Annotated in this window: 27 protein-coding genes and 1 tRNA gene; 10 read left to right on the plus strand and 18 right to left on the minus strand. The window is 70.9% G+C overall.

The genetic code is table 11. The annotated features are described in order from the left end of the window. Window positions 1–37: 37 nt before the first annotated feature. Genes DEJ08_RS14315 through DEJ08_RS14325 form a run of 3 tightly spaced genes read right to left on the minus strand, consistent with a single transcriptional unit; the run spans window position 38 to window position 2,133 of the window. A complete protein-coding gene (locus DEJ08_RS14315; protein WP_111055397.1) occupies window positions 38–796 on the minus strand; it encodes an SCO1664 family protein in 759 nt (252 codons plus the stop codon). After that, the gene (locus DEJ08_RS14320; RefSeq protein WP_071406497.1) at window positions 793–1,320 is read right to left on the minus strand and encodes a DUF3090 domain-containing protein; all 528 of its coding nucleotides are present in this window, start codon (window positions 1,318–1,320) and stop codon (window positions 793–795) included. Before DEJ08_RS14320 ends, DEJ08_RS14315 begins: the two co-directional genes overlap by 4 nt. 33 nt (window positions 1,321–1,353) lie before the next feature. After that, entirely contained in the window at window positions 1,354–2,133 is a 780-nt protein-coding gene (locus DEJ08_RS14325) for an MSMEG_4193 family putative phosphomutase (protein WP_111055398.1), read from the minus strand. A gap of 68 nt (window positions 2,134–2,201) precedes the next feature. Between DEJ08_RS14325 and DEJ08_RS14330 the strand changes: the two genes are divergently transcribed. The 3 genes from DEJ08_RS14330 to DEJ08_RS14340 all read left to right on the plus strand — a co-directional run bounded on the left by DEJ08_RS14330 (window position 2,202) and on the right by DEJ08_RS14340 (window position 5,089). Next, window positions 2,202–3,419: an MFS transporter gene (locus DEJ08_RS14330; RefSeq protein WP_111055399.1), complete on the plus strand. Its 1,218-nt coding sequence runs from the start codon at window positions 2,202–2,204 to the stop codon at window positions 3,417–3,419. A gap of 10 nt (window positions 3,420–3,429) precedes the next feature. Further along, the gene (locus tag DEJ08_RS14335; RefSeq protein ID WP_111055400.1) at window positions 3,430–4,584 is read left to right on the plus strand and encodes an AI-2E family transporter; all 1,155 of its coding nucleotides are present in this window, start codon (window positions 3,430–3,432) and stop codon (window positions 4,582–4,584) included. Window positions 4,585–4,660: 76 nt separating this feature from the next. Next, entirely contained in the window at window positions 4,661–5,089 is a 429-nt protein-coding gene (locus DEJ08_RS14340) for a BLUF domain-containing protein (RefSeq protein ID WP_017888306.1), read from the plus strand. 25 nt (window positions 5,090–5,114) lie between these two features. Here DEJ08_RS14340 and DEJ08_RS14345 read toward each other — a convergent pair whose 3' ends face one another. From DEJ08_RS14345 to DEJ08_RS14365, 5 genes are all read right to left on the minus strand, one after another. Then, entirely contained in the window at window positions 5,115–5,723 is a 609-nt protein-coding gene (locus DEJ08_RS14345; protein ID WP_146248553.1) for a ScbR family autoregulator-binding transcription factor, read from the minus strand. A gap of 108 nt (window positions 5,724–5,831) precedes the next feature. After that, window positions 5,832–6,302 (minus strand): BLUF domain-containing protein, encoded by a 471-nt coding sequence (locus DEJ08_RS14350; RefSeq protein ID WP_051596847.1) that lies wholly within the window; start codon window positions 6,300–6,302, stop codon window positions 5,832–5,834. A 124-nt stretch (window positions 6,303–6,426) separates the two neighbouring features. Continuing rightward, window positions 6,427–7,800, minus strand: a complete 1,374-nt coding sequence (locus DEJ08_RS14355) for an ABC transporter substrate-binding protein (protein ID WP_220035474.1) — start codon at window positions 7,798–7,800, stop codon at window positions 6,427–6,429. Between the two features lie 26 nt (window positions 7,801–7,826). After that, window positions 7,827–8,768 carry a carbohydrate ABC transporter permease gene (locus DEJ08_RS14360; protein WP_027466099.1) on the minus strand — a complete coding sequence of 314 codons (942 nt, stop codon included), beginning with the start codon at window positions 8,766–8,768 and terminating at the stop codon, window positions 7,827–7,829. Window positions 8,769–8,779: 11 nt separating this feature from the next. Then, window positions 8,780–9,754, minus strand: coding sequence for a carbohydrate ABC transporter permease (locus DEJ08_RS14365; RefSeq protein WP_228516654.1), 975 nt, complete (start codon window positions 9,752–9,754; stop codon window positions 8,780–8,782). 201 nt (window positions 9,755–9,955) lie between these two features. On the opposite strand from DEJ08_RS14365, the gene DEJ08_RS14370 reads away from it, so the two are divergent. Further along, window positions 9,956–11,221: a Gfo/Idh/MocA family protein gene (locus DEJ08_RS14370; protein WP_502869427.1), complete on the plus strand. Its 1,266-nt coding sequence runs from the start codon at window positions 9,956–9,958 to the stop codon at window positions 11,219–11,221. A 76-nt stretch (window positions 11,222–11,297) separates the two neighbouring features. After that, window positions 11,298–12,311 carry a LacI family DNA-binding transcriptional regulator gene (locus tag DEJ08_RS14375; RefSeq protein ID WP_258367263.1) on the plus strand — a complete coding sequence of 338 codons (1,014 nt, stop codon included), beginning with the start codon at window positions 11,298–11,300 and terminating at the stop codon, window positions 12,309–12,311. A 70-nt stretch (window positions 12,312–12,381) separates the two neighbouring features. Here the strand turns inward: DEJ08_RS14375 and DEJ08_RS14380 are convergent, their stop codons facing one another. Continuing rightward, entirely contained in the window at window positions 12,382–12,837 is a 456-nt protein-coding gene (locus DEJ08_RS14380; RefSeq protein WP_111029863.1) for a winged helix-turn-helix transcriptional regulator, read from the minus strand. Window positions 12,838–12,921: 84 nt separating this feature from the next. Here DEJ08_RS14380 and DEJ08_RS14385 point away from each other — a divergent pair, with 84 nt between their 5' ends. Further along, window positions 12,922–13,617, plus strand: coding sequence for an SDR family oxidoreductase (locus tag DEJ08_RS14385; RefSeq protein WP_111029862.1), 696 nt, complete (start codon window positions 12,922–12,924; stop codon window positions 13,615–13,617). Between the two features lie 84 nt (window positions 13,618–13,701). Here the strand turns inward: DEJ08_RS14385 and DEJ08_RS14390 are convergent, their stop codons facing one another. The 5 genes from DEJ08_RS14390 to serS form a co-directional block, all read right to left on the minus strand. Then, window positions 13,702–14,265: a GrpB family protein gene (locus DEJ08_RS14390; protein WP_111055405.1), complete on the minus strand. Its 564-nt coding sequence runs from the start codon at window positions 14,263–14,265 to the stop codon at window positions 13,702–13,704. After that, complete coding sequence (locus tag DEJ08_RS14395; RefSeq protein ID WP_258367264.1) at window positions 14,262–14,798, minus strand: GNAT family N-acetyltransferase; 537 nt, start codon at window positions 14,796–14,798, stop codon at window positions 14,262–14,264. The genes DEJ08_RS14390 and DEJ08_RS14395 overlap by 4 nt, the downstream gene beginning before the upstream one ends. 14 nt (window positions 14,799–14,812) lie before the next feature. After that, window positions 14,813–14,897 (minus strand) — tRNA-Ser (locus tag DEJ08_RS14400). Window positions 14,898–14,980: 83 nt separating this feature from the next. Beyond that, window positions 14,981–15,844, minus strand: a complete 864-nt coding sequence (locus tag DEJ08_RS14405; RefSeq protein WP_084741461.1) for an HAD family hydrolase — start codon at window positions 15,842–15,844, stop codon at window positions 14,981–14,983. Then, complete coding sequence (gene serS / locus DEJ08_RS14410) at window positions 15,841–17,106, minus strand: serine--tRNA ligase (RefSeq protein WP_111055407.1); 1,266 nt, start codon at window positions 17,104–17,106, stop codon at window positions 15,841–15,843. Before serS ends, DEJ08_RS14405 begins: the two co-directional genes overlap by 4 nt. A gap of 54 nt (window positions 17,107–17,160) precedes the next feature. Between serS and DEJ08_RS14415 the strand changes: the two genes are divergently transcribed. Continuing rightward, window positions 17,161–18,231 carry a diacylglycerol/lipid kinase family protein gene (locus tag DEJ08_RS14415; protein ID WP_084741463.1) on the plus strand — a complete coding sequence of 357 codons (1,071 nt, stop codon included), beginning with the start codon at window positions 17,161–17,163 and terminating at the stop codon, window positions 18,229–18,231. 18 nt (window positions 18,232–18,249) lie between these two features. Here the strand turns inward: DEJ08_RS14415 and pheA are convergent, their stop codons facing one another. The 4 genes from pheA to DEJ08_RS14435 are packed head-to-tail and all read right to left on the minus strand — an operon-like array spanning window position 18,250 to window position 21,687. Further along, window positions 18,250–19,206 (minus strand): prephenate dehydratase, encoded by a 957-nt coding sequence (gene pheA / locus DEJ08_RS14420; RefSeq protein ID WP_111055408.1) that lies wholly within the window; start codon window positions 19,204–19,206, stop codon window positions 18,250–18,252. 39 nt (window positions 19,207–19,245) lie between these two features. Continuing rightward, complete coding sequence (locus tag DEJ08_RS14425) at window positions 19,246–19,791, minus strand: MarR family winged helix-turn-helix transcriptional regulator (protein ID WP_111055409.1); 546 nt, start codon at window positions 19,789–19,791, stop codon at window positions 19,246–19,248. A gap of 28 nt (window positions 19,792–19,819) precedes the next feature. Further along, window positions 19,820–20,308 (minus strand): hypothetical protein, encoded by a 489-nt coding sequence (locus DEJ08_RS14430; protein ID WP_181438070.1) that lies wholly within the window; start codon window positions 20,306–20,308, stop codon window positions 19,820–19,822. After that, entirely contained in the window at window positions 20,305–21,687 is a 1,383-nt protein-coding gene (locus tag DEJ08_RS14435; protein WP_111055410.1) for a molybdopterin-dependent oxidoreductase, read from the minus strand. Before DEJ08_RS14435 ends, DEJ08_RS14430 begins: the two co-directional genes overlap by 4 nt. An 87-nt stretch (window positions 21,688–21,774) precedes the next feature. On the opposite strand from DEJ08_RS14435, the gene DEJ08_RS14440 reads away from it, so the two are divergent. From DEJ08_RS14440 to DEJ08_RS14450, 3 genes are read left to right on the plus strand one after another with little or no spacing between them, the layout of a single operon-like run. Continuing rightward, window positions 21,775–23,214 (plus strand): glycosyltransferase 87 family protein, encoded by a 1,440-nt coding sequence (locus DEJ08_RS14440; RefSeq protein WP_111055411.1) that lies wholly within the window; start codon window positions 21,775–21,777, stop codon window positions 23,212–23,214. A 5-nt stretch (window positions 23,215–23,219) separates the two neighbouring features. Further along, the gene (gene moaA / locus DEJ08_RS14445) at window positions 23,220–24,272 is read left to right on the plus strand and encodes a GTP 3',8-cyclase MoaA (RefSeq protein ID WP_111055412.1); all 1,053 of its coding nucleotides are present in this window, start codon (window positions 23,220–23,222) and stop codon (window positions 24,270–24,272) included. 3 nt (window positions 24,273–24,275) lie between these two features. Continuing rightward, window positions 24,276–24,515, plus strand: a complete 240-nt coding sequence (locus DEJ08_RS14450) for a MoaD/ThiS family protein (protein ID WP_111055413.1) — start codon at window positions 24,276–24,278, stop codon at window positions 24,513–24,515. Window positions 24,516–24,571: the final 56 nt, after the last annotated feature.

Raw genomic sequence — 24,571 nt, forward strand, 5'->3', positions numbered from 1 at the left:
ACACCGCCACGGGCCTCCAGTCCGTCCCTGGGTGCGTCTAGAACAGCGGCCAGGGCACGGCGGGGCCGTGACCGGGCGGCGGCGGGAAGATCCCGACGGCGCGCAGGGCCGCGCAGCGCGCCCGGAGCGTGTCGATCTCCTCGTCCGTCAGGTGCTCGGCGAGCTCGTCGCCGAGCCCGCCGCGCAGGGCGTCGGACACCCGGTCGAGGCCCTCGAGCTCGTCCGGCCCGAGCGGCTCCCCGATCCAGCCCCACAGGACCGTCCGGAGCTTGTGCTCGACGTGGAAGGTGAGCCCGTGGTCGACGCCGAAGCGGTGGCCGTCGGGCATCGCGAGCACGTGCCCGCCCTTGCGGTCGGCGTTGTTCACGACGACGTCGAAGACGGCCATCCGGCGCAGGGCCTCGGAGTCCTCGTGCACGAGCGTGACGGGCTGGTCGTGTTCGTCGATGGCCTCGAGCACGGGCAGCCAGGGCGAACCGTCCGCCTCGGCGAGCTCCGGCGCCACCAGGTCGACGGCGTCCTGCTCGGGGTCGACGTCCTGCCAGCGCTGCACCATGCCGGGCCCGAACGGACCGTCACCCATCCACGTGGGTGGGACGACACCCCAGCCGAACGCCTCGGAGACCAGGTGCGCGGCGATCTCGCGGCCGGCGAGCGTGCCGTCCGGGAAGTCCCACAGCGGGCGCTCGCCCTCGATGGGCTTGTAGACGACGGTCGCACCGTCGAGTTCCGCGAGGAAGGTGGCGTTGGACGCCTCACGGATGCGCGCCCGGACGGAGAGCGAGCCGTCGCTCATGCGTCGCCGGGCGGACGACCGGCGGCGACGACCTCGCGCGTGCGCTCGACGAAGGCCCGGGCGGTGCCGACCGGGATCTTCACCTGGAACAGCTCGGCGGGCTCGGGGATCTCGACGACGGCCTCGATCTCGATGCCGTCCTCGCTCTCCTCGGACACGATCTCGACCTCGTCGTCGATCGGGTACGCCTCGATGACGACCTGCGCGGTGGACGGGTCGAAGCCCAGGCTCAGGGCCCCGGCGCGGAACTCGGCCTCGACGGGCTGGTCGAGCGGCTCCGGGTCGCGGAGTTCGACGGGCACCGACGGCGGCACGCTGAAGCGGTTGTCGTCGACGGTCGCCACCTCGTCGAGGAGCTCGTCGATCTTGTCGGCGAGCACGGCGGTCTGCTCCTTCTCGAGCGCGACGCTGGTGACGCGCCGACCGGAGCGGGCCTGGATGTAGAAGGCGCGCTCACCCGGACGGCCGATGGTGCCGACGACGAGGCGGTCCGGCCAGTCGAAGCCGTGGACGATGGTGGGCATACCCGCATTGTAGGAGCGCTCGGCTCCGGCCGTTCAGGGTCCGGCAGGACCCGCGGGCGCGTCGGGCGCCGGACGCCCGGTGCCGGTGTGCGCATCGGGTTCCGGATGGCCCGCGCCGCCGCCGACCGCGGCGTCCCCGCTGGGTGCCGGGGCGGTGCGCAGCCAGGACAGATCGCCCGACTCGGTGTTCGTCGCGACGACCTCGGGGCGGTGCTCGCCGTAACGCACGACGGACACCGAGGCCGGGCCGACGCCGATGCGCTGGAACAGATCCAGGTGCATGCCGAAGGCGTCGGCGAGGACGCTCTTGATGATGTCGCCGTGGCTCACCGCGACCCAGACGGCGCCGGGTCCGTGCTCCGCCTCGACCTCGGCGTCGATGCGCCGGACGGCTGCGACGGCCCGGGACTGCATCGTCTGCATGGACTCACCGCCGGGGAACACGACGGCGCTCGGGTTCGCCTGCACCGTGCGCCAGAGGGGCTCCTTCGCCAGGTCGGCGAGCTTCCGGCCCTGCCACTGCCCGTAGTCGGCCTCGGTGATGGCCCGCTCGATCAGCGAGGCGGGCGCACCGGTCTGCCGGTCCGTCTGCCGGTCCGTCTGCCGGTCCAGGATCGCGCGGGCGGTCTGCCGGCAGCGCTCGAGCGGACTCGACACCACGGCGACGACGGGCACCGCGGCGATGCGCTCCGCGGTCCGCTCGGCCTGGGCGCGGCCGACGGCGTCGAGTCGCACGCCGGCGGTGCGTCCGGCCAGGACGCCGGTGGCGTTCGCGGTGGTGCGTCCGTGACGGACGAGGAGGACGGTCGCCATGCGCCCGATCCTAAGCGCGGGACGCGGTCGCCCTTGACGGGTAGCCCGGGGACCGATCAGATGGGGGCATGGCCGGGCGGCATCGACTCGCACTCTTCGCCACGTCGACGGTGACCGGGTTCGGGATCGCGACGTGGATCACCCGGACGCCCGCGATCCGCGACGAGCTCGGCGCCTCGATCGAGGCGATGGGCCTCGTCCTGCTCGGGCTGTCGATCGGGTCGATGATCGGGATCCTCGGCGCCGGGGCGCTGGTGCGACGGACCGGCAACCGCCCGCTCATCTTGCTCGGGGGCGCGCTGCCCGTCGTCGGCATGGTGCTCGTCGCGCTGCTCGCCCCGGCGCAGGTCGCCGCCGGGGTCTGGGCCGGGCTGTTCCTGATCGGCTTCGGGGCGGGCGTCGCCGAGATCGGGCTGAACGTCGAGGCCGCCGCGGTCGAGCGGCAGATCGGACGACCGGTCGTGCCGGTACTGCACGCGTGCTTCAGCCTCGGCAGCGTGGTGGGTGGGGTCGTCGGCATCGCCATGACGGCTGCGGGGACCCCGGTCCGGGTGCACCTGCTCGTCGGCGCCGCGGTGATGGCCACGCTGGCGGTGTTCGCGGCGCTGAACCTGCGGCCGGTGCCTCGTGAGACACCGACCGATGCGCCTGCCGTTGCCCGCGGCACCCGTCGGGGAGCCCGCCGCTCCGTCCTCACCGTGCAGCTCGCCATGATCGCTGTCATCACGCTGGCGATGGCCTTCGCCGAGGGTGCCGCGAGCGACTGGCTCCCGCTGCTGATGACCACCGACCACGACGCCCCCGAGTCCGTCGGGTCCCTCGTGTTCACCGGGTTCGCCCTCGCCATGCTCATCGGTCGTGCGGCCGGCACCCCGCTCGTCGCCCGGTTCGGTCGCGCCCCGGTCGTCCGGGTCTGTGCCGCGGTCGGTGCGGTGGGGGTCCTGCTCGTCGTGCTGTCACCGAGTCCGATCGTCACCGCCGCTGCCGCCGGCGTCTGGGGGCTCGGCATCGCCCTCGGGTTCCCGCTGTCGATCTCCGCCGCGGGCGACCACCCCACCGACGGCGACCGCCGGGTGTCGGTGGTGGCCACCGCCGGGTACATCGCATTCCTGGTGGGGCCGCCGCTGCTCGGCTTCGTCGGGGAGCACCTCGGCCTGCAGACGGCGATGCTCGTGCCCCTCGTCCTGCTGGTCGCCGCGTTCCTGGTCGCCCCGGCGACGCGGGGACAGGACACCGGTCGGACGATCGAGCCGTCGGAACCGGCGCGTCGGCCGTCCGGTCGGTAGCGTCTCCGGCATGCCGTTCTTCCGCGACGCTCCGCGCCCGACCACCCCAGCCGCTCCGTCCAGGGTCCAGGCCGCGTGGTCCGACTCCGCCGGGCACTTCGCGACCCGGTGCCTGCAGCTCATCATCGTCGTGGTGGTCGTCGCCGGCGTCGTCTGGGCGAGCAACATCCTGAGCGTCGTCACGATCCCGGTGCTCCTCGCGCTCATCATCGCGTCGGCCATGCACCCGGTGGTGTCGTGGCTCCGCAAGCACCGGGTGCCGTCCGTGCTGGCCACCCTCGCGGTGCTCATCGGCGTCCTCGCGATCCTGGGGCTGATCGGCTGGCTCATCGTCGTCGCCGTCGAGAACCAGTGGGCGCAGCTGCAGAAGTCGGCAGTCGACGGGTTCCAGCAACTGCAGGAGTTCGCGAAGAACCTGCCGTTCTCGATCTCCGACAAGCAGATCGACGACGCGGTCGCGTCGGCGTCCGACTTCGTCACGAGCGCGCAGTTCGGCTCCGGTGCCCTCGCTGGTGCCTCGGCCACCGCGAACTTCCTGACCGGGCTCGTGCTGATGATCGTCGTCCTGTTCTTCTTCCTGAAGGACGGCCCGAGCATCTGGGAGTTCCTGCTCCGCCCCTTCACCGGCGAGCGCTACGCCCGAGCACGTCGCGTCGGCGACCGGGTCGTCTCGACCCTCGGCGGGTACGTCCGCGGCACCGCCACGGTCGCGGCGGTCGACGCGATCGGCATCGGAGTCGGAATCGCCATCGTCGGCGTGCCCCTCGCCCTGCCGCTGGCCGTCATCGTCTTCATCACCGCGTTCATCCCGATCGTCGGTGCCACCGCCGCCGGCATCCTCGCCGCCCTCGTCGCGCTCGTGGCCCTCGGCCCGGTCAAGGCGCTCATCGTGATCGGCATCGTGGTGCTGGTGAACCAGCTCGAGGGCAACCTGCTGCAGCCCGTCCTGATGGGGCGCACCCTCAAGCTGCACGGCCTCGTCATCCTGATCGGGCTGACCGCCGGCACCGTCCTCGCCGGCATCACCGGCGCGATCATCTCGGTGCCGCTGATCGCCGCCGCCTGGGGCGCGATCCTGGTGTGGGACGGCCCGAACACCCCGGCACGACCCTGGCGGAAGAGGCGCAACGAGGACGTCACCGCGCACGAGCTGCCGCAGGGCTGATCCGCAGCGCCGATCCGTGAGGCGCGTTGCGGACATCCGCTTCGCGCAGCGGCCTTCCACCCAGCAGGATGGAGGAGTGCTCGTCTCCATCGTCTACATGAGCCGTGCCGTCGTCCCCTTCGACGACCAGGCCATGGCGGTGCTGCTCGCGGAGTCCCGGCTGCGCAACGAAGCGCTCGGGGTCTCCGGGCTCCTGCTCGCCAAGGGCGGCCGGTTCATGCAGCTGCTCGAGGGGCCGGCGTGGAGCGTGCAAGACCGGTACGACGTGATCGCGAAGGACCGCCGTCACGGTGAGGTGAAGTCACTCGTGCGCGAGGACATCGAGCGCCGACGGTTCGACGGCTGGTCGATGGCCTACCGCGCGCTCGACGACTCGGACATCCGGTCCGAAGCGGGCTTCAGTCCCTTCCTGTCCGGCACGATGGACTTCCCGCGCTCGTTCGACCGGACCAGTGCGGCCTGGCTGCTGAAGTGGTTCCGCGACCGCGAGCTGCACGACCTCTGAGCCGACCCAGGACCCCGTCGCCGGATCAGCGTTCGGTGAACTCGTCCTCGACGACGCCGAGCAGCCGGTCGCGGTGCTTCGGGTCTGCCGTCGCCGCGATCACCACGCGCCACATCGTCGCCACGGCCGGCATCAGGTCGGTGCGCCGCGTCCGGACGTCGGACACGAGCTGCACGCCCGTGAAGTAGGGCACCACCGTCGACCCGAGATGCTCCGCGGTCAGGTCCGTCCGGAGTTCCCCGCTGGCGACCGCCAACCGGAACACGTCGACGATCCCGCCGATCCACTGCTCGTAGAAGCTCAGCGTCGCGGTCTGGAACTCGCCGCGCTCCAGCGACAGCCGGATCCCCGCCCGCACGATCGGGTCGGTCCGGAGCAGGTCGGCGATGCCGTGCGACGCCCCGATCAGCGCGGCGACCGGCGAGCTGTCGGTGTGGCTGACGACGTCGAAGGTGCGGGCGTTCTGCTCGCCGATGACGCCGAGCGCCAGGGCGAGCTTCGTCGGGAAGTGGAAGTGCAGGGTGCCCTGCGAGACGCCCGCCGCGCGGGCGATGCCCGCGATCGTCGCGCCGGCGAAGCCGACGCGGTCGAACTCCTCCGCCGCGGCCACCAGGATCTGCTCACGTCGTTCCACGGGACCAGTCTCACAGTCTGGAGGTACGGGGCGGGCCCGCACCGTCCCTCCAGTCCGAGGGGTGGTGCGGCACAGGCCGCGTGCCGGCAGTCCGAGGGGTGGTGCGGCTCAGGCCGCGTGCCGGCCGAGCGTGATGCGCTCCTCGGGCAGGTCCTGCAGGTCGCGCCCACGGAACCAGCGGAGCAGCCAGTCGGCGGGCGTGCCCGCCACCCCGGTCGGCAGACCGGTGCGGTCGCTGAGGAAGGTACTGAACCCGGGCTCGTCACGGAGCTCGTCCCCGGTCGGGCTGCCGAACGCCATCGCCCAGCCGTCGAACCGACGCGTGCTGATGGACTCACGCGACAACGACTTCACGCCGGTGTGCCGCGGGTCGCGCTCGATCGCGGCGAAGCGGTCCTCGACGCTCCAGACCGGACCCTCGAGCACCTGCATGAAACGGCCGCCCTTGGCGAGCAGGAGCCCGGAGACGCCGAGCGCGTGGTTGCGGAGCCGCGCCTCACGCAGCATGGCGACCAGCTGGTCGTCGGTCAGGTCGTCGACGGCGACGGACATGTAGACGAGGGAGGTGAGGGAAGTCATCCCCTGCAGTCTGGGTCGTGGTCGGCGGCACGGTCAACGCGTCGTCCGCACACCGCACCGGACGGTGCGGCATGCGGACGACGGGCGGGGTGTCGGGTTTCGGGTTTCGGGTTTCGGGTTTCGATCAGGTGAGGGCGAGCAGGTTGTTGACCTGTTCGTTGACCCCGGTCAGCGTCGAGATCGGCTTGCCGTTCGCGTAGACGTCGTCGAAGGCGGGCTGCAGCAGGGCCTGCACGTCGGCGGGGTTCTTCGTGACCGGGAACAGGAACGTGGTGTCCTCCTCGACCTGCCGGGTGAACGCCGAGACGTCGAGCCCGCGCTTCCGGAACGACGCCACGGCAGCCTCGGTGCCCGCGGGACGGGCGGGGAACACGATCCCGCTCTCACCGACGATCCGCTGCGCCTCGTCGCTGCCCAGGAACGCCACCCACTTCGCCGCGGCCTCGGGGTCCTTCGCCTGCTTCGTGATCGAGTCGCCGAGCCCGTTGAACATCGACGCACGGTGACCCGACGGGCCGATCGGGGTCGGGGCGACCGCGACGTCGAGGTCCTCCATGCCGAGGTACGAACCGATCATCCACGAGCCGTTGAACGACAGCGCGCACTTGCCCGCGCCGAGCTGGACCTCGGGCCCGGTCGTGGTGGAGAACACCCCGTACTTCGCCATGTAGCCCTTCTCGGCCAGCCGGTAGTACCAGGCGAGGGTGTCTTGCACGACCCGCTCGTCGTAGCGGAACTTGTCGCCCCACGGGTTCTCGTTCGTGTAGAACCAGTCGACCGATCCGGTGAACGGTGACCACTGGGTCTGGCCGAAGCCGTCACCGCCCGAGCCGTTCGACGAGATCCCGTAGACGGCGACGTCGTCCTTGTCGAAGCCGTCCTCGTCGCCGCGTCGGCCCTTCGAGTCGACGGTCAGCCGCGCGAGCATCCGTTCGAACGTGCCGCCGTCCTCCGGGTTCCACTCGAGCGACCCGAGTTCCTCGGCGGAGACCCCGGCCTTCGCCATCGCCTTCCGGTCGTAGAACATCGCGACGGTGTCCCAGTCCTTCGGCGAGCCGTAGCGGTGGCCGTCCTGGCCCTTCCACAGTTCGGCGAGCCCGGACTGGTAGTCGTCGTCCCGGATGCCCTTCGTGGCGTCGAGTTCGTCGAGCTTGTAGAGCACGTCGAGGTCGGCGTACTGCGGGAACTTCGTCAGGTGGTCGGTGAAGACGTCGGGCGCGGTGCCGGCGATGAAGCCCGCGGTGAGCTTGGTCCAGTAGTCGTTCCACCCGAGCTGGGTGATCTTCACGGTGATGTCCGGGTTCGCGCGGTGGAACGCGTCGGCGACGGCCTGGTACGCGGGCTGCTGGTTGGCGTCCCAGAGCCAGTAGCTCACGGTGCGCGCACCCGATCGGTTCGTCGTGCGGCGACCGGGCGACGAGCAGGCGGCGAGCGCGCCGAGGGCCAGGGCGGAGGCGCCGCCGGCGAAGAGCGTGCGGCGGGTCAGTTGGTTCGTCATGGTGTTCGTCCTGTCCGACAGCCGGGTCACTTGATCCCGGAGAAGCCGATGGAGTTGACGATCCGCTTGGCGAAGACGCCGAACAGCAGGATCATCGGGAGCGCCGCCACCAGGGTCGCGGCCATGAGCCCGGCCCAGTCGGTGCCGGACTGCGGGGTCTGCGACTTGAAGACGCCGAGCGCGACGGTCAGCACCCGCGAGCTGTCGGTGTACGACACCATGAGCGGCCAGAAGTAGTCGTTCCAGCTCGTGATGTACGTCAGCACGGCGAGGGTGGCGATCGGGGCCGCGGCCATCGGGATGACGAGCCGGAAGAACACTCGGACCTTGCCGGCGCCGTCGATGAGCGCCGCCTCTTCGACCTCCTTCGAGATGCCGAGGAAGAACTGCCGCAGGAAGAACACCGCGAACGGGGTCATGAACATCGTCGGCAGGGCGATGCCGAGCAGGTTGTCGACGAGCCCGAGCTGCTTGATGAGCGTGAAGTTCGGCAGCAGCGTGAAGATCGCGGGGACCATCAGCCCGGCCAGGAACACCCCGAACACCTTGTCGCGACCGGGCCAGCGCAGCCGGGCGAAGGCGTAGGCAGCCGCTGCCGAGAAGAACACCTGGCCGACCGTGACGAGCGTCGACACCAGGATCGAGTTGAGCAGGTACCGCCAGAAGTTCAGCGCGGCGCCGGAGCCGCCCTGCGCCAACGCCTCTTCGGTGGACTGCAGGCCGAAGACCCGCTCGAACCCGCCCAGGCTGAACCCGACGGGCAGCAGCGAGGTGGGGTCGGAGTTGATCGCGGTGTTCGACGACAGCGCGGTGCGCAGGATCCAGTAGAACGGGAACAGGGTGACGACGATGACGAGGATCATCGCGACCCAGGCGAGCACCCGGCCGAGCGACGGGCGACGACGGTGGCCGGCGCCCATCCGCGGCGGGCGGGACGTGGTGACGGAACGGGTGAGTGTCGTGGTCATGGCGCTTCCGTTCAGTCCAGGTCGGACTCACCCGAGCGGGTGAGGCGGTACTGGATGATCGTGATGATGCTGAGGACGATGAGGAGCGCGACCGAGACCGCGGACGCGTAGCCGAACTGGAACCGGCCGAACGCCAGGTTGTAGATGTAGTTCTGCACGACGTTCGTGGCGTTCGCGGGGCCGCCCTGCGTGGTGACGGCGACGGTGTCGAACACCTGGAACGACCCGATCACGGTGATGATCAGCACCAGGGACAGGATCGGGCGGAGCAGCGGCACCGTGATGCGCCAGAACATCTTCCACTCGCTCGCACCGTCGATGCGTCCGGCCTCGTACACGGTCTCGGGCAGCGACTGCAGGCCGGCGAAGATGAGCAGTGCGGTGTAGCCGACGTGCCGCCAGACGTTGATGAGCGCGATCGAGGGGATGCCCCAGACGTCGCTCTGCAGGAACGGGATGCGGTCGAGCCCGAGTGCGGCGAGCATCTCGTTGCCGATGCCGAGCTGGGTGTCGAGGATCCAGAGCCAGACGAGGGCGGCGACGACGTTCGACACCAGGTACGGCGCGAGCACGATGCCGCGCACGAAGGTCGACTTGGTCAGGCGGTGCATCATCACGGCGATGAACAGCGCGACGACGGTCTGGATGACGATGTTGATGAGCACGTACTCGACGGTCACCACCATCGAGTGCCAGAAGATCGAGTCCTGCACCAGGCGGGCGTAGTTCTGCAGGCCGGTGAACTCGGGCTCGGTGAGCAGGTTGTACGACGTGAAGCTCAGGTAGATGCCCCGCACGGTCGGCCAGGCGAGGAACACCGCGAACCCGACGGCTGCCGGGGCGATGAAGACGAGCGCGAGCCACAGGTCGTTCCTGGGGCGGCGCCGTGGTGCGGTGGTGCGGGCACGGGCGAGGTCGGCGGACCGACTCCTCCGTCTCGTGCTGGCGGTCGTCAAGGGTGACGACACAGGGCTCTCGGTTGCCATCGCGACTCCTTCGTCTGCGGTGGACTGACGTGCAGCAGTCCGTGAGCCGGGAATCTACACGTGGGGACCACTGCTGGCAAGAGGCTCTTTTCGGGCCGTCGACAGGGGTTGTCACGTGTAGACAGCGTGTGTCAGGATGGCGCTCGATCGCATCGGAGCGACCCGCTCGGCGACGCATCCCACACCTTGGAAAGGTCACTGATGATCTCTGTCGGAATGGTCGGCGCGGGCCAGTTCGCCCCCCAGTTCGCCAAGCTGTTCAAGCTCCACCCCGACGTTGACCGGGTCTACGTCACGGACCTCGTCGGCGAGCGCGCGTCCGAACTCGTCGAGACACAGCACCTCGACGGCACGTTCCCGGACTTCGACGCCGTCCTCGCCTCGGACGTCGACGCCGTCGCGATCTTCACGCAGCGCTGGACCCACGGCCCGCTCGTGGTCAAGGCCCTGCGCGCCGGCAAGCACGTGTACTCCGCCGTGCCGATGGCGATCTCGGTCGACGAGATCCGCGACATCATCCAGGCGGTCCGCGAGACCGGCCTGACCTACATGATGGGCGAGACGAGCTACTACAACCCCGCGACGGTGTTCGCCCGCAAGCAGGTCGCCGCCGGCGCCTTCGGCCGGGTGTTCTACGCCGAGGGCGACTACGTGCACGACATGGACCTCGGCTTCTACGCCGCGTACCAGTACAGCGGCGGCGACGAGTGGAAGCACAGCGCCAGCTACCCGCCCATGCTCTACCCGACGCACTCGGTCGGTGGGGTCCTCGGCGCGATCCCCGGGCACGCGGTCAGCGTCAGCTGCATCGGCGTGAAGGACGACCGCGGCGACGGCGTCTTCGACAAGGACGTCAGCCAGTTCGACAACGACTTCTCGAACGCCACCGCCCTGTTCGAGCTCGACAACGGCGGGGTCATGCGCATCAACGAGATGCGTCGTGTCGGCTACCCGTCGCACATCCGTGAGTCGCGCTTCCGCTACTTCGGCACCGAGGCCAGCTTCGAGCAGCTCGCGAAGACCAGCGTCTGGCAGGACAAGGAGGACTCGTACGACATCAGCGACAAGATCGACACGCAGGCGACGATGTCCCTCGACGACCCGCGCCTGGCCGACGTCGACCCGTCCCTGCGCGACGCGTTCGTCTCCGGCTACGCCGAGGTGCACGACACCGACCGCCTGCCCGCCGAGTACGACGGCGTGCCGACCGGGCACGAGGGCAGCCACCAGTTCCTCGCCGACGACTTCGTCCGTGCCGTCGTCGACCGGACCCTGCCGCCGGTGAACGCCTGGACCGCCGCGCGCTTCACCCTGCCGGGCATCATCGCCCACCAGTCCGCGCTGCAGGGCGGCGCCCGCCTCGACGTGCCGGACTTCGGTGACGCCCCCGAGACGACGAGCGCTGCGACGGCGAGCGCACCGACGTCAGCAGGCAGCACGTCGTCGGCTACGATCGCGTCCGAGTAACACGTGTCGTTCGGGTGCCGGTCCGTCGTGGGCCGGCACCCGAACGACGCTCCCGGACCCGACGAAGGTGGCACCCGTGACCGTCCCGACGAACCCCAGGGCGGTCACCCGTGCGGACGTCGCCCGCTACGCCGGGGTCAGCACCTCCGTCGTCAGCTACGTCGTGCACGACGGACCGCGTCCCGTGGCCGCCGCCACCGCCGCCCGGGTGCGCGAGGCCATCCGCGTCCTCGGCTACCGCCCGAACGCGAGCGCCCAGGCCCTGCGCACCGGCTCGTCGAAGATGCTCGGCCTGATCGTGCCCGAACTCGACAACCCGTTCTGGTCCGAGCTCGCCGTCGCCGTCACCCACGCCGCCGCCGCACGCGGCTACGACGTCCTGCTCGCCAACAGCGACGGTGACGCCGCCCAGGAGCGCGAGCGGCTCCGCAGCCTGTCCGCGCGCCAGGTCGACGGCATCATCGTGACGAGCATCCTGACCCACCCGGACCTGTCGACCGTCACCGACCCCGGCCTGCCGATGGTCCTGCTCAACACGTTCTTCGAGGTCCCCGAGTACGCCAGCATCGGTGTCGACGCCCTGCGTGGCGCTCTCGACGGCACGCAGCACCTGGTCGAGCACGGCTACCGCTCGATCGGCCTCGTGATGGGGCACACCGGCTCGATGGAGCTCCGCGAGCAGGGCTGGATGCGGGCCCTCCGCCAGGCCGGCCTGCCCGACGGCCCCATCGTCCGCACCGACTTCACCCGGCGCGGAGGCTACGAAGCCGGCCTCCGCATGTTCGCCGACGAGACCGGCCCCCGAGCCGTCTTCGTCAGCTCCGACATGCAGGCGATCGGCGTGATGCGCGCACTGTGGGAACTCGGTCTGCGCGTCCCCGAGGACGTCGCGATCGTGTCGTTCGACGGCGCGGCCGAGGCGGACTACACGAACCCGCAGCTCACCACGGTCCGGCAGCCGATCGAGACGATGGCGGTCGCCGCGGTCGACCGTGTGCTCGGCCTCGATGCCGACAACCAGTGGCACCGCGACCTGGTCCCCGCCGAGTTGGTCCTCGGCGCGAGTTGCGGGTGCGACGTGCGTCGCTGACGCACCCACCGACAGTCTGGAGGCGCGGGGCGGGGCCGCCACGGGCCTCCTGTCCGTCAGCCGGTCGCGTTCAGGACACCGGCTCCATGACGGCGCGGAGGCGTGCGGTCGGGATGCGCTGCTGCGCATCCACGGTCACGGCGGCAGCTTCGACCGCCTCGCCGGTCTCGGCGTCGACGAAGCGCAGGTCCGACGCTCGCTCGGACGGGCGGTGCCGGTCGGCCCAGCCGCCGAGGGCGAGCAGCACGAGCGACAGGTCGCGGCCGGCATCGGTCAGGACGTACTCCTCGCGGGCACGGGCGCCCTCGGGCTTGTAGGTCGTGCGCTCGAGCACTCCCCCGTCGACGAGTGAGGCCAGGCGTGCGGTCAGGACCTCGCGCGGGATGCCGAGGCTCTGCTGGAACTGGCTGAAGCGGGTCGAGCCACCGACGGCGTCGCGGACGATCATGAGCGTCCACTTCTCGCCGAGGACGTCGAGGGAGCGTGCGATGGGGCAGCGCTCGTCGCCGCCGAGGATGCCGAGCATGTCTTCATCCTAGCTGGGTTCGATTTCCGGACACAACGTGCTAGGTTCGGTTTCCGTACTCAACTTCTCTTGTCTGGAGCACTCATGACCGACCTCACCAACGCCGTCGTCCTCGTCACCGGAGCGAACGGCGGCCTCGGCGCCGAGTTCGTCCGCCAGGCCCTGGAGCGTGGCGCCACCAAGGTCTACGCGACCGCCCGCAACCCGCGCACCTGGGACGACGAGCGCATCGTCCCGCTCGCCCTCGACGTCACGAGCCAGGAGAGCGTCGACGCCGCGGCCCGCACCGCAGCCGACGTGACCGTCGTCGTGAACAACGCCGGGATCGCCGGCTCCGACCCGCTCGTCGACGTCTCCGTCGAAGAGGTCGAGCGCATCTTCGCCACCAACGTCTTCGGTGCACTCCGCGTCGCCAAGGCCTTCGCCCCCTCGATCGCCAACGGTGCGCTGATCGACGTGCACTCCGCCCTGAGCTGGGTCGCCCTCGCCGGCGCGTACTCGGCGTCGAAGGCCGCGTTCTGGTCGATCACGAACTCCCTGCGTCTCGAGCTCGCACCCCAGGGCACCCAGGTCGTCGGCGCCCACCTCGGCTACACCGACACCGGCATGATCGCCGACCTCGACGTCGAGAAGTCCGACCCCGCCGACATCGTCCGGTCGATCTGGGACGCGGTCGAGGCCGGCGAGCACGAGGTCCTCGCCGACCAGGTCAGCCGTGACGTCCGTGCCGGTCTGAGCGCCCCGCTCACCGCGCTCTACCCGATGCTCGCCAGCGCCTGAGGCCGGTTCTCGTCGGGACGGTGACGGTTCTGGTTCACGAACACCCGGGTTCCTGAACCAGAACCGTCACCCGCCCCGATCGCGTCAGCCACCCGCGCCGCGGTCGGTGATCCGACGGTTCGTGGCGGTGATGGCGGCGCGCTCGTCGTCGGTCAAGCCGCCGGCGCGCAGGATCCGGCCCAGCACCTCGCTCTTCCGCTCGATGTAGTCGTCGATGTCCTCGGCCTCGGTGGCTGCCCGGCGTTTCACGGCGGCGTACTCGTCGCGCAGCACCGGGTCGGCACGCAGCACGTCGCGGACGGCCAGGTGGTTCCGCAGCGCGAGCGACCCGGTCGTGACGACGTAGGTGTTCGTCGGGGCGAAGCGCTCCGGAGCCCGGAACGCCTGCCTGTCCGGGACGCCCAGTTCACCGCGCGGCTCGAAGCCGATCGTCGCCATCGCCGCCACTGCAGCCGGGACGTCGGCAGCGTCCACCACGATGTCGACATCGAGCACGGGCTTCGCTGCCAAGCCGGGCACGGATGTGCTGCCCACGTGCTCGATGCTCCGGAACGGCACGTCGGCGTCGTCGAGCGCGGCGGCGTACGCGTCGTGCAGCTGCCGGAACCGCTCGGGCCAGGACGACCGGTACTCGACGACCTCGATCACGGGGTCGGGGTCGGCGTCGGCGTCGGCGTCGGCGCGAGGAGCTGGAACATGACGTGGTCGCGCCAGACGCCGTGGATCTTGATGTACTCCGGCGCGAAGCCGTACCGGGTGAAGCCCGCCGACTCGAGCGCGCGCTGCGAGCCGACGTTCTCGGGCAGGGTCTCAGCCTGCACGCGGTGCAGACGGAGCACGTCGAACGCGTGATCGGCTGCCGCGCGGACAGCGCGGGACGCATGACCCTGGCGCGTGCGGTCGGCGCGGATCCAGTACCCCATCGCGCACGACTGCAGGGCGCCGCGGACGACGCCGCTCAGCGTGATCCGGCCGAGGAGTTCCCCGTCGGTCGACTCGATGACGAACGGCACCGCGTTGCCGGCGCGCTGCGTGGCGAGGGCCTGCGTGATGACGTCCCGCTGGCCGGACTCCGTGTAGTACGACGGCGCTCGCGCCGGTTCCCACGGTCGCAGGTGGTCGGCGTTCTCGGTGATGACCGCAGCCAGGACGGCCGCGTCGTCGAGGCGGAGTGGGCGCAACCGTGTGTCCATCGCGGAGGGTGTGGGATTCGAACCCACGAGACATCTCTGCCCACCTGTTTTCAAGACAGGCTCCATCGGCCGCTCGGACAACCCTCCAGTGACGCGACCACGTGGCGAGACGTGATCGCGTCCCGGGAAGTCTACCCGGGCCTCCAGGCAGGGGTGCGCGCGAGCGCGGACTAACGGGGCAGGGAGTCGAGCGCCGCTGCCAGGCCGTCGTCGGTGATGCCGCCGGTGAGCTCGTTGCCGGCGTCGACGACGTCGTCGGGGGCCTGGCCCATGACGACGCCGCGACCGGAGGTCGAGGCCCAGCGGAGCATGTCGATGTCGTTGCGGCCGTCGCCCGCGGCGAAGACGCGGGAACGCGGGATGTCGAGCCACTCGCGGACGCGCTCCATCGCGGTGGCCTTCGTCACGCCCTCCGGAGCGATGTCGAGCCACGACGTCCAGCCGACCGAGTACGAGACCTTGTGCAGGCCCATCTGCTCGACGATCTGCAGGAAGTCCTCGGTGTCGTGGCCGGGCGAGATGACGACGACGCGGGTGGCCTCGACGCCGAGCAGCTGCTCGAACGGCACGTGCTCACCCTCGACGGTCATCGTGTCGTCGGGGAAGTTGCCGGACAGCAGGAAGTGACCGGTCTCGTCCTCGACGCCGAACGCGGCGTTCTCGAGCGCGCCGTGGATGGTCTGCAGCACCTCGGACGGGTCGAACCGCTCGACGTGTTCGCGCACGTAGGAGCCGTCGGCGCGGCGGGCCAGGATGAGCGCACCGTTCGCGCAGACCAGGTACTTCGGCCGGATGCCGAGGGTCTCGAGCAGGGGCACGGTCATGCCCTCGCTGCGGCCGGTCGAGAGCATGACCTCGTGCCCGGCGGCCTCGGCGTCACGGACTGCCGCCACGACGGCCTCGGTGATGACACCGTCCTCACGCATGGTGGTGCCGTCGATGTCGAGCGCGACCAGCCAGCGCTTGGTGCGGGCGGGCGCGTCGGTGCCCGCGCCCTGCTCGGTGCCGTCCACGAACCGTCCCTGGGTGCTCATCGGGGCTCGATCACCTCGACGCCACCGAGGTAGGGGCGCAGGACCTCCGGCACGACGACGGAACCGTCGGCCTGCTGGTGCGTCTCGAGGATCGCGACGATCCAGCGGGTGGTGGCGAGGGTGCCGTTCAGGGTGGCGACCGGGGCGGTCTTGCCGCTCTCGGTGCGGTAGCGGATGTCGAGGCGGCGGGCCTGGTACGTCGTGCAGTTCGACGTCGAGGTGAGCTCGCGGAACGTGCCCTGCGTCGGGACCCAGGCCTCGATGTCGTACTTCTTCGCGGCGCTCGTGCCGAGGTCACCGCCGGCGACGTCGATCACGCGGTAGTGCAGCCCGAGGTCCTGCAGCATCTGCTCCTGGTACCCGACGAGGCGCTCGTGCTCGGCCTCGGCCTGGTCCGGGTGGACGTAGGCGAACATCTCGAGCTTGTTGAACTGGTGCACGCGGAGGATGCCGCGGTTGTCCTTGCCCGCCGAACCGGCCTCGCGCCGGTAGCAGGTCGACCAGCCGGCGTAGCGGTGGGCCTGTCCTTCCTCGAGCGGCAGGATCTCGTCGGCGTGGAACCCGGCGAGGGCGACCTCGCTCGTCCCGGTCAGGTACAGGTCGTCGGCTTCGAGCCGGTAGACCTCGGCCGCGTGCTCACCGAGGAACCCGGTGCCGGCCATCGTCTCGGGCCGGACGAGCGTCGGGGTGATGAGCGGCTCGAAGCCGGCGGCGATCGCACGGTCGAGGCCGAGCGACATCAGCGCGATCTCGAGCCGGGCGCCCATGCCCCGCAGGAAGTAGAAGCGCGAGCCGGAGACCTTCACGCCGCGCGGGATGTCGATGATGCCGAGGTGCTCGCCGAGGTCGGCGTGGTCCTTCGGCTCGAAGTCGAACTCGGGCTTGGTGCCGACGGTGCGGAGCGTGACGAAGTCGTCCTCGCCGCCCTCGGGCACCCCGGGGAGCACGACGTTCGGGATGCCGCGGACGACGGTGTTGAAGGTGTCCTCGGCCGCGGTGACGGTGGCCTGCGCCTCCTTCACCTTCGCGGCGAGGGCCTGGGCCTGCTGCACGAGCGCGGCCTTCTCGTCCTTCGGGGCCTTGGCGACGGTCTTGCCGAACGCGTTCTGCTCGGCGCGGAGCGACTCGAACGAGGTGATCGCACTGCGGCGGGCGGAATCGGCGGCGACGGCTTCGTCGACGACGGCCACGGAGGCACCACGCGCCTGCTGTGAAGCCTTGATGACGTCCGGGTTGTCGCGAAGCAGCTGTGGATCGATCACCGCCCCATCCTAGACGGGGCAACCGCACGCAGCCTCGATCGGTAGCGTGGACGTATGTCGACCCCTTCGGAGACCGCGCCCGCGGACCAGGACGCCCTCCCCACCGAGCAGCGGACGGCCGCGGTGGTCTACAACCCGGTCAAGGTCCACCTGCCGACCCTCAAGCGCACGGTGCAGGAACACCAGCAGCAGGCCGGCTGGGCCGAGACCCTGTGGTTCGAGACCTCAGAAGAAGACCCGGGCGGCGGCATGGCCCGCGCGGCGATCGAGGCCGGTGCCGACGTCGTCGCGGCGGCCGGCGGTGACGGCACGGTCCGTGCGGTCGCCGAGGTCGTGCACGAGTCCGGTTCGACCCTGGCGCTGCTGCCGAGCGGCACCGGCAACCTGCTCGCGCGCAACATGAAGCTCCCCCTCGACGACCTGGCCGCGAGCGTCCGGACGATCTTCCACGGCGACGACCGCAAGATCGACTTCGGCATGCTCAAGGTCGAGCGCCCCGGCGGCGAGCGCGAACGCTTCGGCTTCCTGGTGATGGCGGGCCTCGGGCTCGACGCCCGGATGCTCGTGAACACCCGCCCCGAGCTGAAGAAGAAGGTCGGCTGGCTCGCCTACGTCGACTCGCTGTTCCGTTCGGTGCGCGACGCCAACGCGTTCGAGTTCCGCTACCAGCTCGACGACGACGGCAACCACTCGCTCCGAGCGCACTCGCTCATCGTCGGCAACTGCGGCATGCTGCAGGCCGGCGCGATCCTGCTGCCCGACGCCGAGATCGACGACGGCGTGTTCGACATCGCCGTGATGCGTCCTCGCGGGTTCTTCGGCTGGGTGCGGATCGGTGCCCGGGTGTTCTGGGAGAACGGGATCCTGCGGGCGTTCCGTCGGTCGAACCTGGGCAAGACCGCCGTCGGCAAGAAGATCGTCTCGAAGTCGCGCGAGGAACGACCCCTGCGCTACCTGCGCGGGCAGGAGTTCACGGCGCGGCTCGAGCGGCCCGACGAGTTCGAGATCGACGGCGACCCGGTGGGCGAGGTCATCGCCTTCCGTTCGCGCATCGACCCGATGGGGCTCTCCGTGCGCGTGCCCGACCCGGCGGACGACCGCCACGGCTCGCGCCAGGTGCCCTGACCCGGGGTAGTTCCGCCGCTACCGCGCCCCGGGCTCGCCCGACACGATCGCGCGCAACCAGTCCCGCGCCTCGACGAACGCGGCGTCCGAGTAGCGCGCGGGCACCTCGGGGCGGGCACCGTCTGCACGCGGGTACGACCCGAGGAACGTCACGCGCGGGCTGAACCGACGCAGCCCGAGCAGCGCGTCCGCGACCCGCTCGTCGCGCACGTGCCCGTCGAGGTCGATGACGAACCGGTAGCGGCCGAGCTCGTCACCGATCGGGCGTGACGACAGCAGCCCCATGTTGATTCCCCGGGTCGCGAACTGTTCGAGCATGTCGACCAGGGCGCCGGGGTGGTCGGCGGGCAGCTCGACGATGACGCTGGTCTTGTCGGCGCCGGTCGGCTCGGGCAGCGCCAGGGTCTTCGACACGAGCACGAATCGGGTGACCGCCGAGGCGTTGTCGCCGATGGACGACGCGAGCACGGCGACGTCGTGGTGGTCCGTGATGCCGGGCGGCGCGACGGCGGCGTCGGCCGTGGGGTTCGCCTCGAGCAGGGCGAGGGCCGCTGCGACGTTCGACGACGCCGGGATGTGGCCGTGGCCGGGCAGGTTCGCCTCGAGCCAGTTGTGGGTCTGGGCGTAGGCGACCGGGTGCGCGTTCACGGTGCGGACGTCGGCCAGCGTCGTGCCGGGCCGGGCGACGAGCACGAAGTCGACGGGGACCAGGTACTCCCCCACGATCCGCACGCCGGGGATCCGGGCCAGGGCGTCCTGCGTGGCGCTGACTCCGCCGTCGACGCTGTTCTCGATCGCGATGACGGCCCCGATCGACCGGCCGGACATGACGTCGTCCAGGGCCTCACCGACGTTGTTGACGCTCCGCCAGGGCTTGCCGGCGGCGGCCTCGACGAGCTTGAGGGCCGCCTCGGTGAAGGTGCCGGCGGGTCCGAGGTAGGAGTACGTGTCGGACGGCGCGGCGGGGTCGGTCATGCGGCGAGCCTATTGCAGGGACGCGGAGGCCAGGCGGCCTCAGTCCGTCGCCGCACCCGTCAGCCGCTGCTCGCAGATCGCGGTGTCGTCGTCCTCGCGCGGGTAGGTCAGCGCCGCGAACCGCCCCTCGGGGTCGAGCCGCGTCAGGAGCGACGCCGCGATGCCGTCGAGCTGCGCGACCTGCTCGTCGGAGAGCGCGTCGATGACGACCCGGCGGGCGGTGCGGACGTGGTCCGGGGCAGCGTCGACGATGGTGGCGCACCCGGCGTCGGTCAGCCGGACGTCGGTTGCTCGACGGTCGGAGGTCGACGGGCACCGGGTCACGAGCCCGCGCTTCTCGAGGCGGGACACCACGTGCGACAGCCGCGGCAACGAGGCGTTCGTGGCCGAGGCGAGCGCCGACATCCGCAGGGTCCGGGTGTCGGTCTCGGAGAGCATCGCGATGACCATGTAGTCGAAGTGCGTCAGGTCGGCGTCACGCTGCAGCTGCTGGTCGAGCGCGGCCGGCAGGAGTTCCATGACCGCGACGAGCTTCATCCACGCGCGCAGCTGCTCGCGGGTGAGCCACGGGGTCTCGTCGGTCATGACCTGATCATACCGAAAGGTTGTCTCTTTAACCAGTGGTGCGCACCGCGGACGAACCGGACGAACCGGACGAACCCGCCGAACCCGACGAACCGCCAGCGCGACGCGACCGCACCACCCCGATGACGAGCACGACCACCACGACGACGAGCAGCGCCCCCTCGACGAGCAGCAGCCGCGTGCCGTAGTCGAACGGCAGCACGGTGGGGTTCTTCTGCCCGTGGTCCTTGGCAGCGATCTCCGGCAGGACCACCAGGGCGAGCACGCTGCCGAGCACGATCGCCGCCTGCACGACGACGAGCACCCAGGCCCGTAGCGAGCGTCCGGCCCGACGCAGCAGCAGCCCGGCACCGACCACGAACGGCGACAGGACCGCGTCGTGCAGCACCACCGCCGCGAGCAGCCAGACCCCGAGCCCGCCGATGCGGTTCGGCTTGACGGACGTCACGAGCACGTACGCCCCGAACGCGATGACCAGCACACCGATCACCACGAGCACGATCCGCGCGGCCTTCACCGGAGCACCTCGATCTTCTCGATCCACTTGGTCTGCAGCACACCGGGCCGTCCCGGAGCGATGATCCGCGCCGGGAACCCGTGGTCCAGGTCGAGCGTCGCACCGTTCAGCTCGAGGGCGACGAGCGTCGTCGGGTCCTCGGCGTACTCCGGTCCCATGTCCATGATCCGGTAGCCGCCGTGCCGCTCCAGGCTCGTCACGCGCACGTGCGACCCCTGCGGCGCCTGCACGGCGTCGAGCAGGTCGCGCATCCGCACGCCCTTCCAGGTCGCCATCTGACTCCACCCCTCGACGCACGAGATCGGCAGGTCGACCTGCGCGGTGCCGAGCGCGACGAGTTCCGCCCGGACGAACGTCCGGCTCACGTCGTGGCCGACGACGGTGAGCGTCCAGTCGGCGGCGGTCGCGGTCGCGAGGACGCCGGCTGCCCGCGCGGTCCGGTTGACCGGCAGCCCGTTCGCGCCGATGCCGCGACCGCGGGCGCCGAACACGTTGAACGGTTCCGCGAGCTTCGAGGACTGCCCCGCCGTGAGCGCGACGACACCGACGGTCGCCGCCGTCACGCCGGCGAAGAACCCGCGTCGGGCGATGCGCTGGCGTCGTCCGGTGGCTGCTTCCGGCGTCGGCCTGGAGGCCCGGCTCGCCTCCGGCACGTCGGCCGTCGGCTGGGCGGGACTCGGCTCCTCGGACACCGCGCGGGCCTCCGGGGCCGTGTCGGGTCCGGTGGGACGGGGCTCGGCGCCGCCGGGGGCGGCGTCGACGCCGTCGATCCAGCGGAACACGCGGCCCAGCAGGCCGGGGGCGGTGGACCCGGCGGTCTCGGCGACCGCAGCGCTCGGGGCGGACGCACCACGGGCCTCCAGGCCAGGAGGAAGCAGTTCACTGCCGGACGCGGGGTCCGCGATGAACCGGCCGTCCACGTCGTAGGAGTCGCGCTTCCGCCAGTAGCGGGCGATGACCGGCAGCTTGGCGGCGATGTGGATGGCCAGCGAGCCGATGATCACGTAGGCCAGGGCGTTGTGCACCTGGCGGAACGGGAACGGCCACGGGTACCACTGGTACGTGTTGAGCAGGCCGGTGACGACCTGGATGATCGACGCGGACACGAGCACCGCGATCGACAGCCGCTCGAGCAGGTGCAGCACGCCGCGCACCGGCGGCACCTGCACCAGGGCGGGCATGACGGTGTTGAGCTTGGCGAGCAGCAGCGGGATGATCGCGATCCCGGTCGTGATGTGCAGGCCCTGCGTGAACTGGTACAGCTGCGTCGGACGGGTCGGGAACCGCATCCAGCCGAGCGGTTCCTGCAGCAGGTGGCTGTAGATCCCGGTGCCGAAGCAGACCAGGAACGCGATGCCGAGCAGGCGCCCGAGCACCACGGCCGAGCGGGCGTTGCGGTTGGGGGACGCCAGAGCTGCTCGTCCGTCGTGCAGCAGGCGCTGGAGGCCGGATAGCCTCGACGGACCATGAGCGACCGACTGCGTGCCCTCCGACCGTCCCTGGCCGACGGCACCGCCGCGCGGATCGGCACGGTGCTGGCCGTCGTGGGAGTACTCGCCCTGTCGGGCGTCATCGCCGTCGGCGTCACGCATCTGGGGTTCCTCCGATCGGGCCATCGTTCTGCATTCGTTGCGTGGACGCTGATCGCTTGGACCGTCTTCGTGATCGCCGTGCTCGCGGTGCGTTTCGTGCCCGTCCGGTGGATGACCACCATGGTCATCGGCGGAGCGGTGGTGATCGGCATCGCCGCGCTGGTCGGCCCGCCGAACACGAGCACCGACTCCGCTCGGTACGCGTGGGACGGCATCGTCCAGCATGCCGGTGTCTCACCGTACGCGCACACCCCCCAGTCCGCGGCACTGTCCGGTCTCCGACCCGACTGGTTGTTCCCCGACAAGGTGGACGGCACGTGCGATCCGCTGAAGCCCCGGTTCCGCGGGCTCGGCGACGGCGCGGACGGGCACTGCACCGCGATCAACCGGCCGGACGTCACGACGATCTACCCGCCGATGGCGCAGCTGTGGTTCGCAGCGGTGCGGTTCTTCGTGCCGGCGACCGCGCAGTACCTGCCGTTCCAGGTCGCCGGGCTGCTCGTGTCGCTCGGTGTGACCGTCGGGCTCGTCCTGGTGCTCCGCCGGATCGGCCGTCCGACCTGGTGGGCGGCGCTCTGGGCCTGGTCGCCGCTCGTCGCGTCCGAGGCGGTCACCAACTCGCACGTCGACGTCGTCGGCGCCGCACTCGCCACGGCCGGTGTCGTGCTCGTCGCGTTCGGCCGGCCGATCTGGGGCGGGATCGCGCTCGGGGCCGCGACCGCGACGAAGCTCATCCCGGCGATCGTGTACCCGCCGTTGCTCGGCCGCGGTCGGGCGTGGTGGGCGATCCCCATCGGCATCGCCGTGTTCGGGCTGCTCTACGTGCCCTACGTGCTGACGACCGGGCTCGACGTGCTCGGGTACCTGCCCGGCTACCTGAACGAGGAGGGCTACGAGGACGGCTCCCGGTTCGCGCTGGTGTCGCTCGTGGTCAAGGGCGACGCGGCGACCCTGGTGGTGGGGCTCCTGGTGTTGCTGGCGGCGTTCATGGCGTGGCGGTTGTCCGACCCGGCGCGGCCGTGGTCCGGCGAGGTCCTGATGATCGGCGTGACGTTCCTCGCCGTGACGCCGCGCTACCCCTGGTACGCGCTGCTGCTCATCCCGTTCGTGGTGCTGTCCGGGCGGTGGGAGTGGTTGTCGATCGGCCTCGCCATCGCCCTGCGCGGGGTGTGGCCGTCGGCGGACGCCTACCGGTGGTGGTTGCTCGCGGCCGTGGCGGTCATCGTGGTCGTCACGCTCCTGCGCACGGAGCGGTCGGAGTGGCGACGGTGGTGGGAGCGGCTGACGTTCCGGCGCGTGGAACACGTACGCTGACGACCATGGCACCCGCGATCCTGCTCGGCACGACCGGCTCCGTGGACCCGGCTCCCGCCGGGCTCGTCGACCGCTTCGGGCGTCGCGCCGTCGACCTGCGGGTGTCGCTGACCGAGCGCTGCAACCTCCGCTGCACGTACTGCATGCCCGCGGCCGGGCTGCCGTTCGCCCCCGACGAGGCCCTGATGACGGCGACCGAGATCGAGCGGCTGGTCCGGATCGGCTCGTCGCGGTTCGGCGTCCGCAAGGTCCGGTTCACCGGCGGGGAGCCGATGCTCCGGCACGACCTGGTCGACGTGATCGCCCGGTGCGCCGCGCTGCCCGACGCCCCGGAGCTGTCGCTCACCACGAACGCGATCGGCCTCGCGCACCGCGCCCAGGGCCTGTACGACGCCGGGCTGCGGCGCGTGAACGTGTCGCTCGACACCGTCGACCCCGACGTCTTCACCACCGTGACCCGCCGCCCGTTCCTCGACAAGGTGATCGCCGGGCTGTCGGCCGCGCACGACGCCGGACTCGACATCAAGGTGAACGCGGTGCTGCTGCGCGGCATCAACGACGAGGCAGCCCCGGAACTCCTCCGCTGGTGCCTGGAGCGTGGCTACGAGCTGCGGTTCATCGAGCAGATGCCCCTCGACCCCGACCACGCCTGGGACCGCACCGAGATGATCACCGCCGCCGAGACCCGCGCGCTGCTGGCGACGTCGTTCGTGCTCACGCCGGACGACGCCCCGCGCGACGGCGCCCCGGCCGAGCGGTACCGCGTGCACGACGTCGTCACCGGCGAGCCCCTCGGCACCGTCGGGATCATCGCGAGCATCACCGAGTCGTTCTGCGCGGACTGCACCCGCACGCGGCTGACCGCCGACGGGCACGTGCGCAGCTGCCTGTTCTCCGACGAGGAGACCGACGTGCTCGGGCCGATGCGCTCCGGGGCGGACGACGACGAGGTCGCCGAGCTCTGGCGGCTCGCGATGTGGGCGAAGCCGCGCGACCACGGTGACGACAGCGACGAGCTCGTGCACCCGACGCGCGGCATGAGTGCGATCGGTGGCTGAGGCATGACCACGATCCGGTTCTTCGCCGCTGCCCGGGCTGCCGTGGGTGTCGACTCGCTGACCACGTCGGGCCCCACCATCGAGGCCGCCCTCGGCGCGATCGACGTCGTGGACGCTGCGCGATGGAGTGCGCTGCAGGAGCGCTGCTCGTACCTGGTCGACGGTGTGACCACGCGCGACCGGGCGACCTCGCTCGACGGGGTCGAGGTCGTCGACGTCATGCCGCCCTTCGCCGGGGGCTGAGTTCGGCGGCTGAGTTCGGCGGCTGAGCGGTACGCCCGTTCCCTCCCAGAACACCC

It is taken from the genome of Curtobacterium sp. MCLR17_054, from assembly GCF_003234335.2.
GTDB lineage: Bacteria > Actinomycetota > Actinomycetes > Actinomycetales > Microbacteriaceae > Curtobacterium > Curtobacterium flaccumfaciens.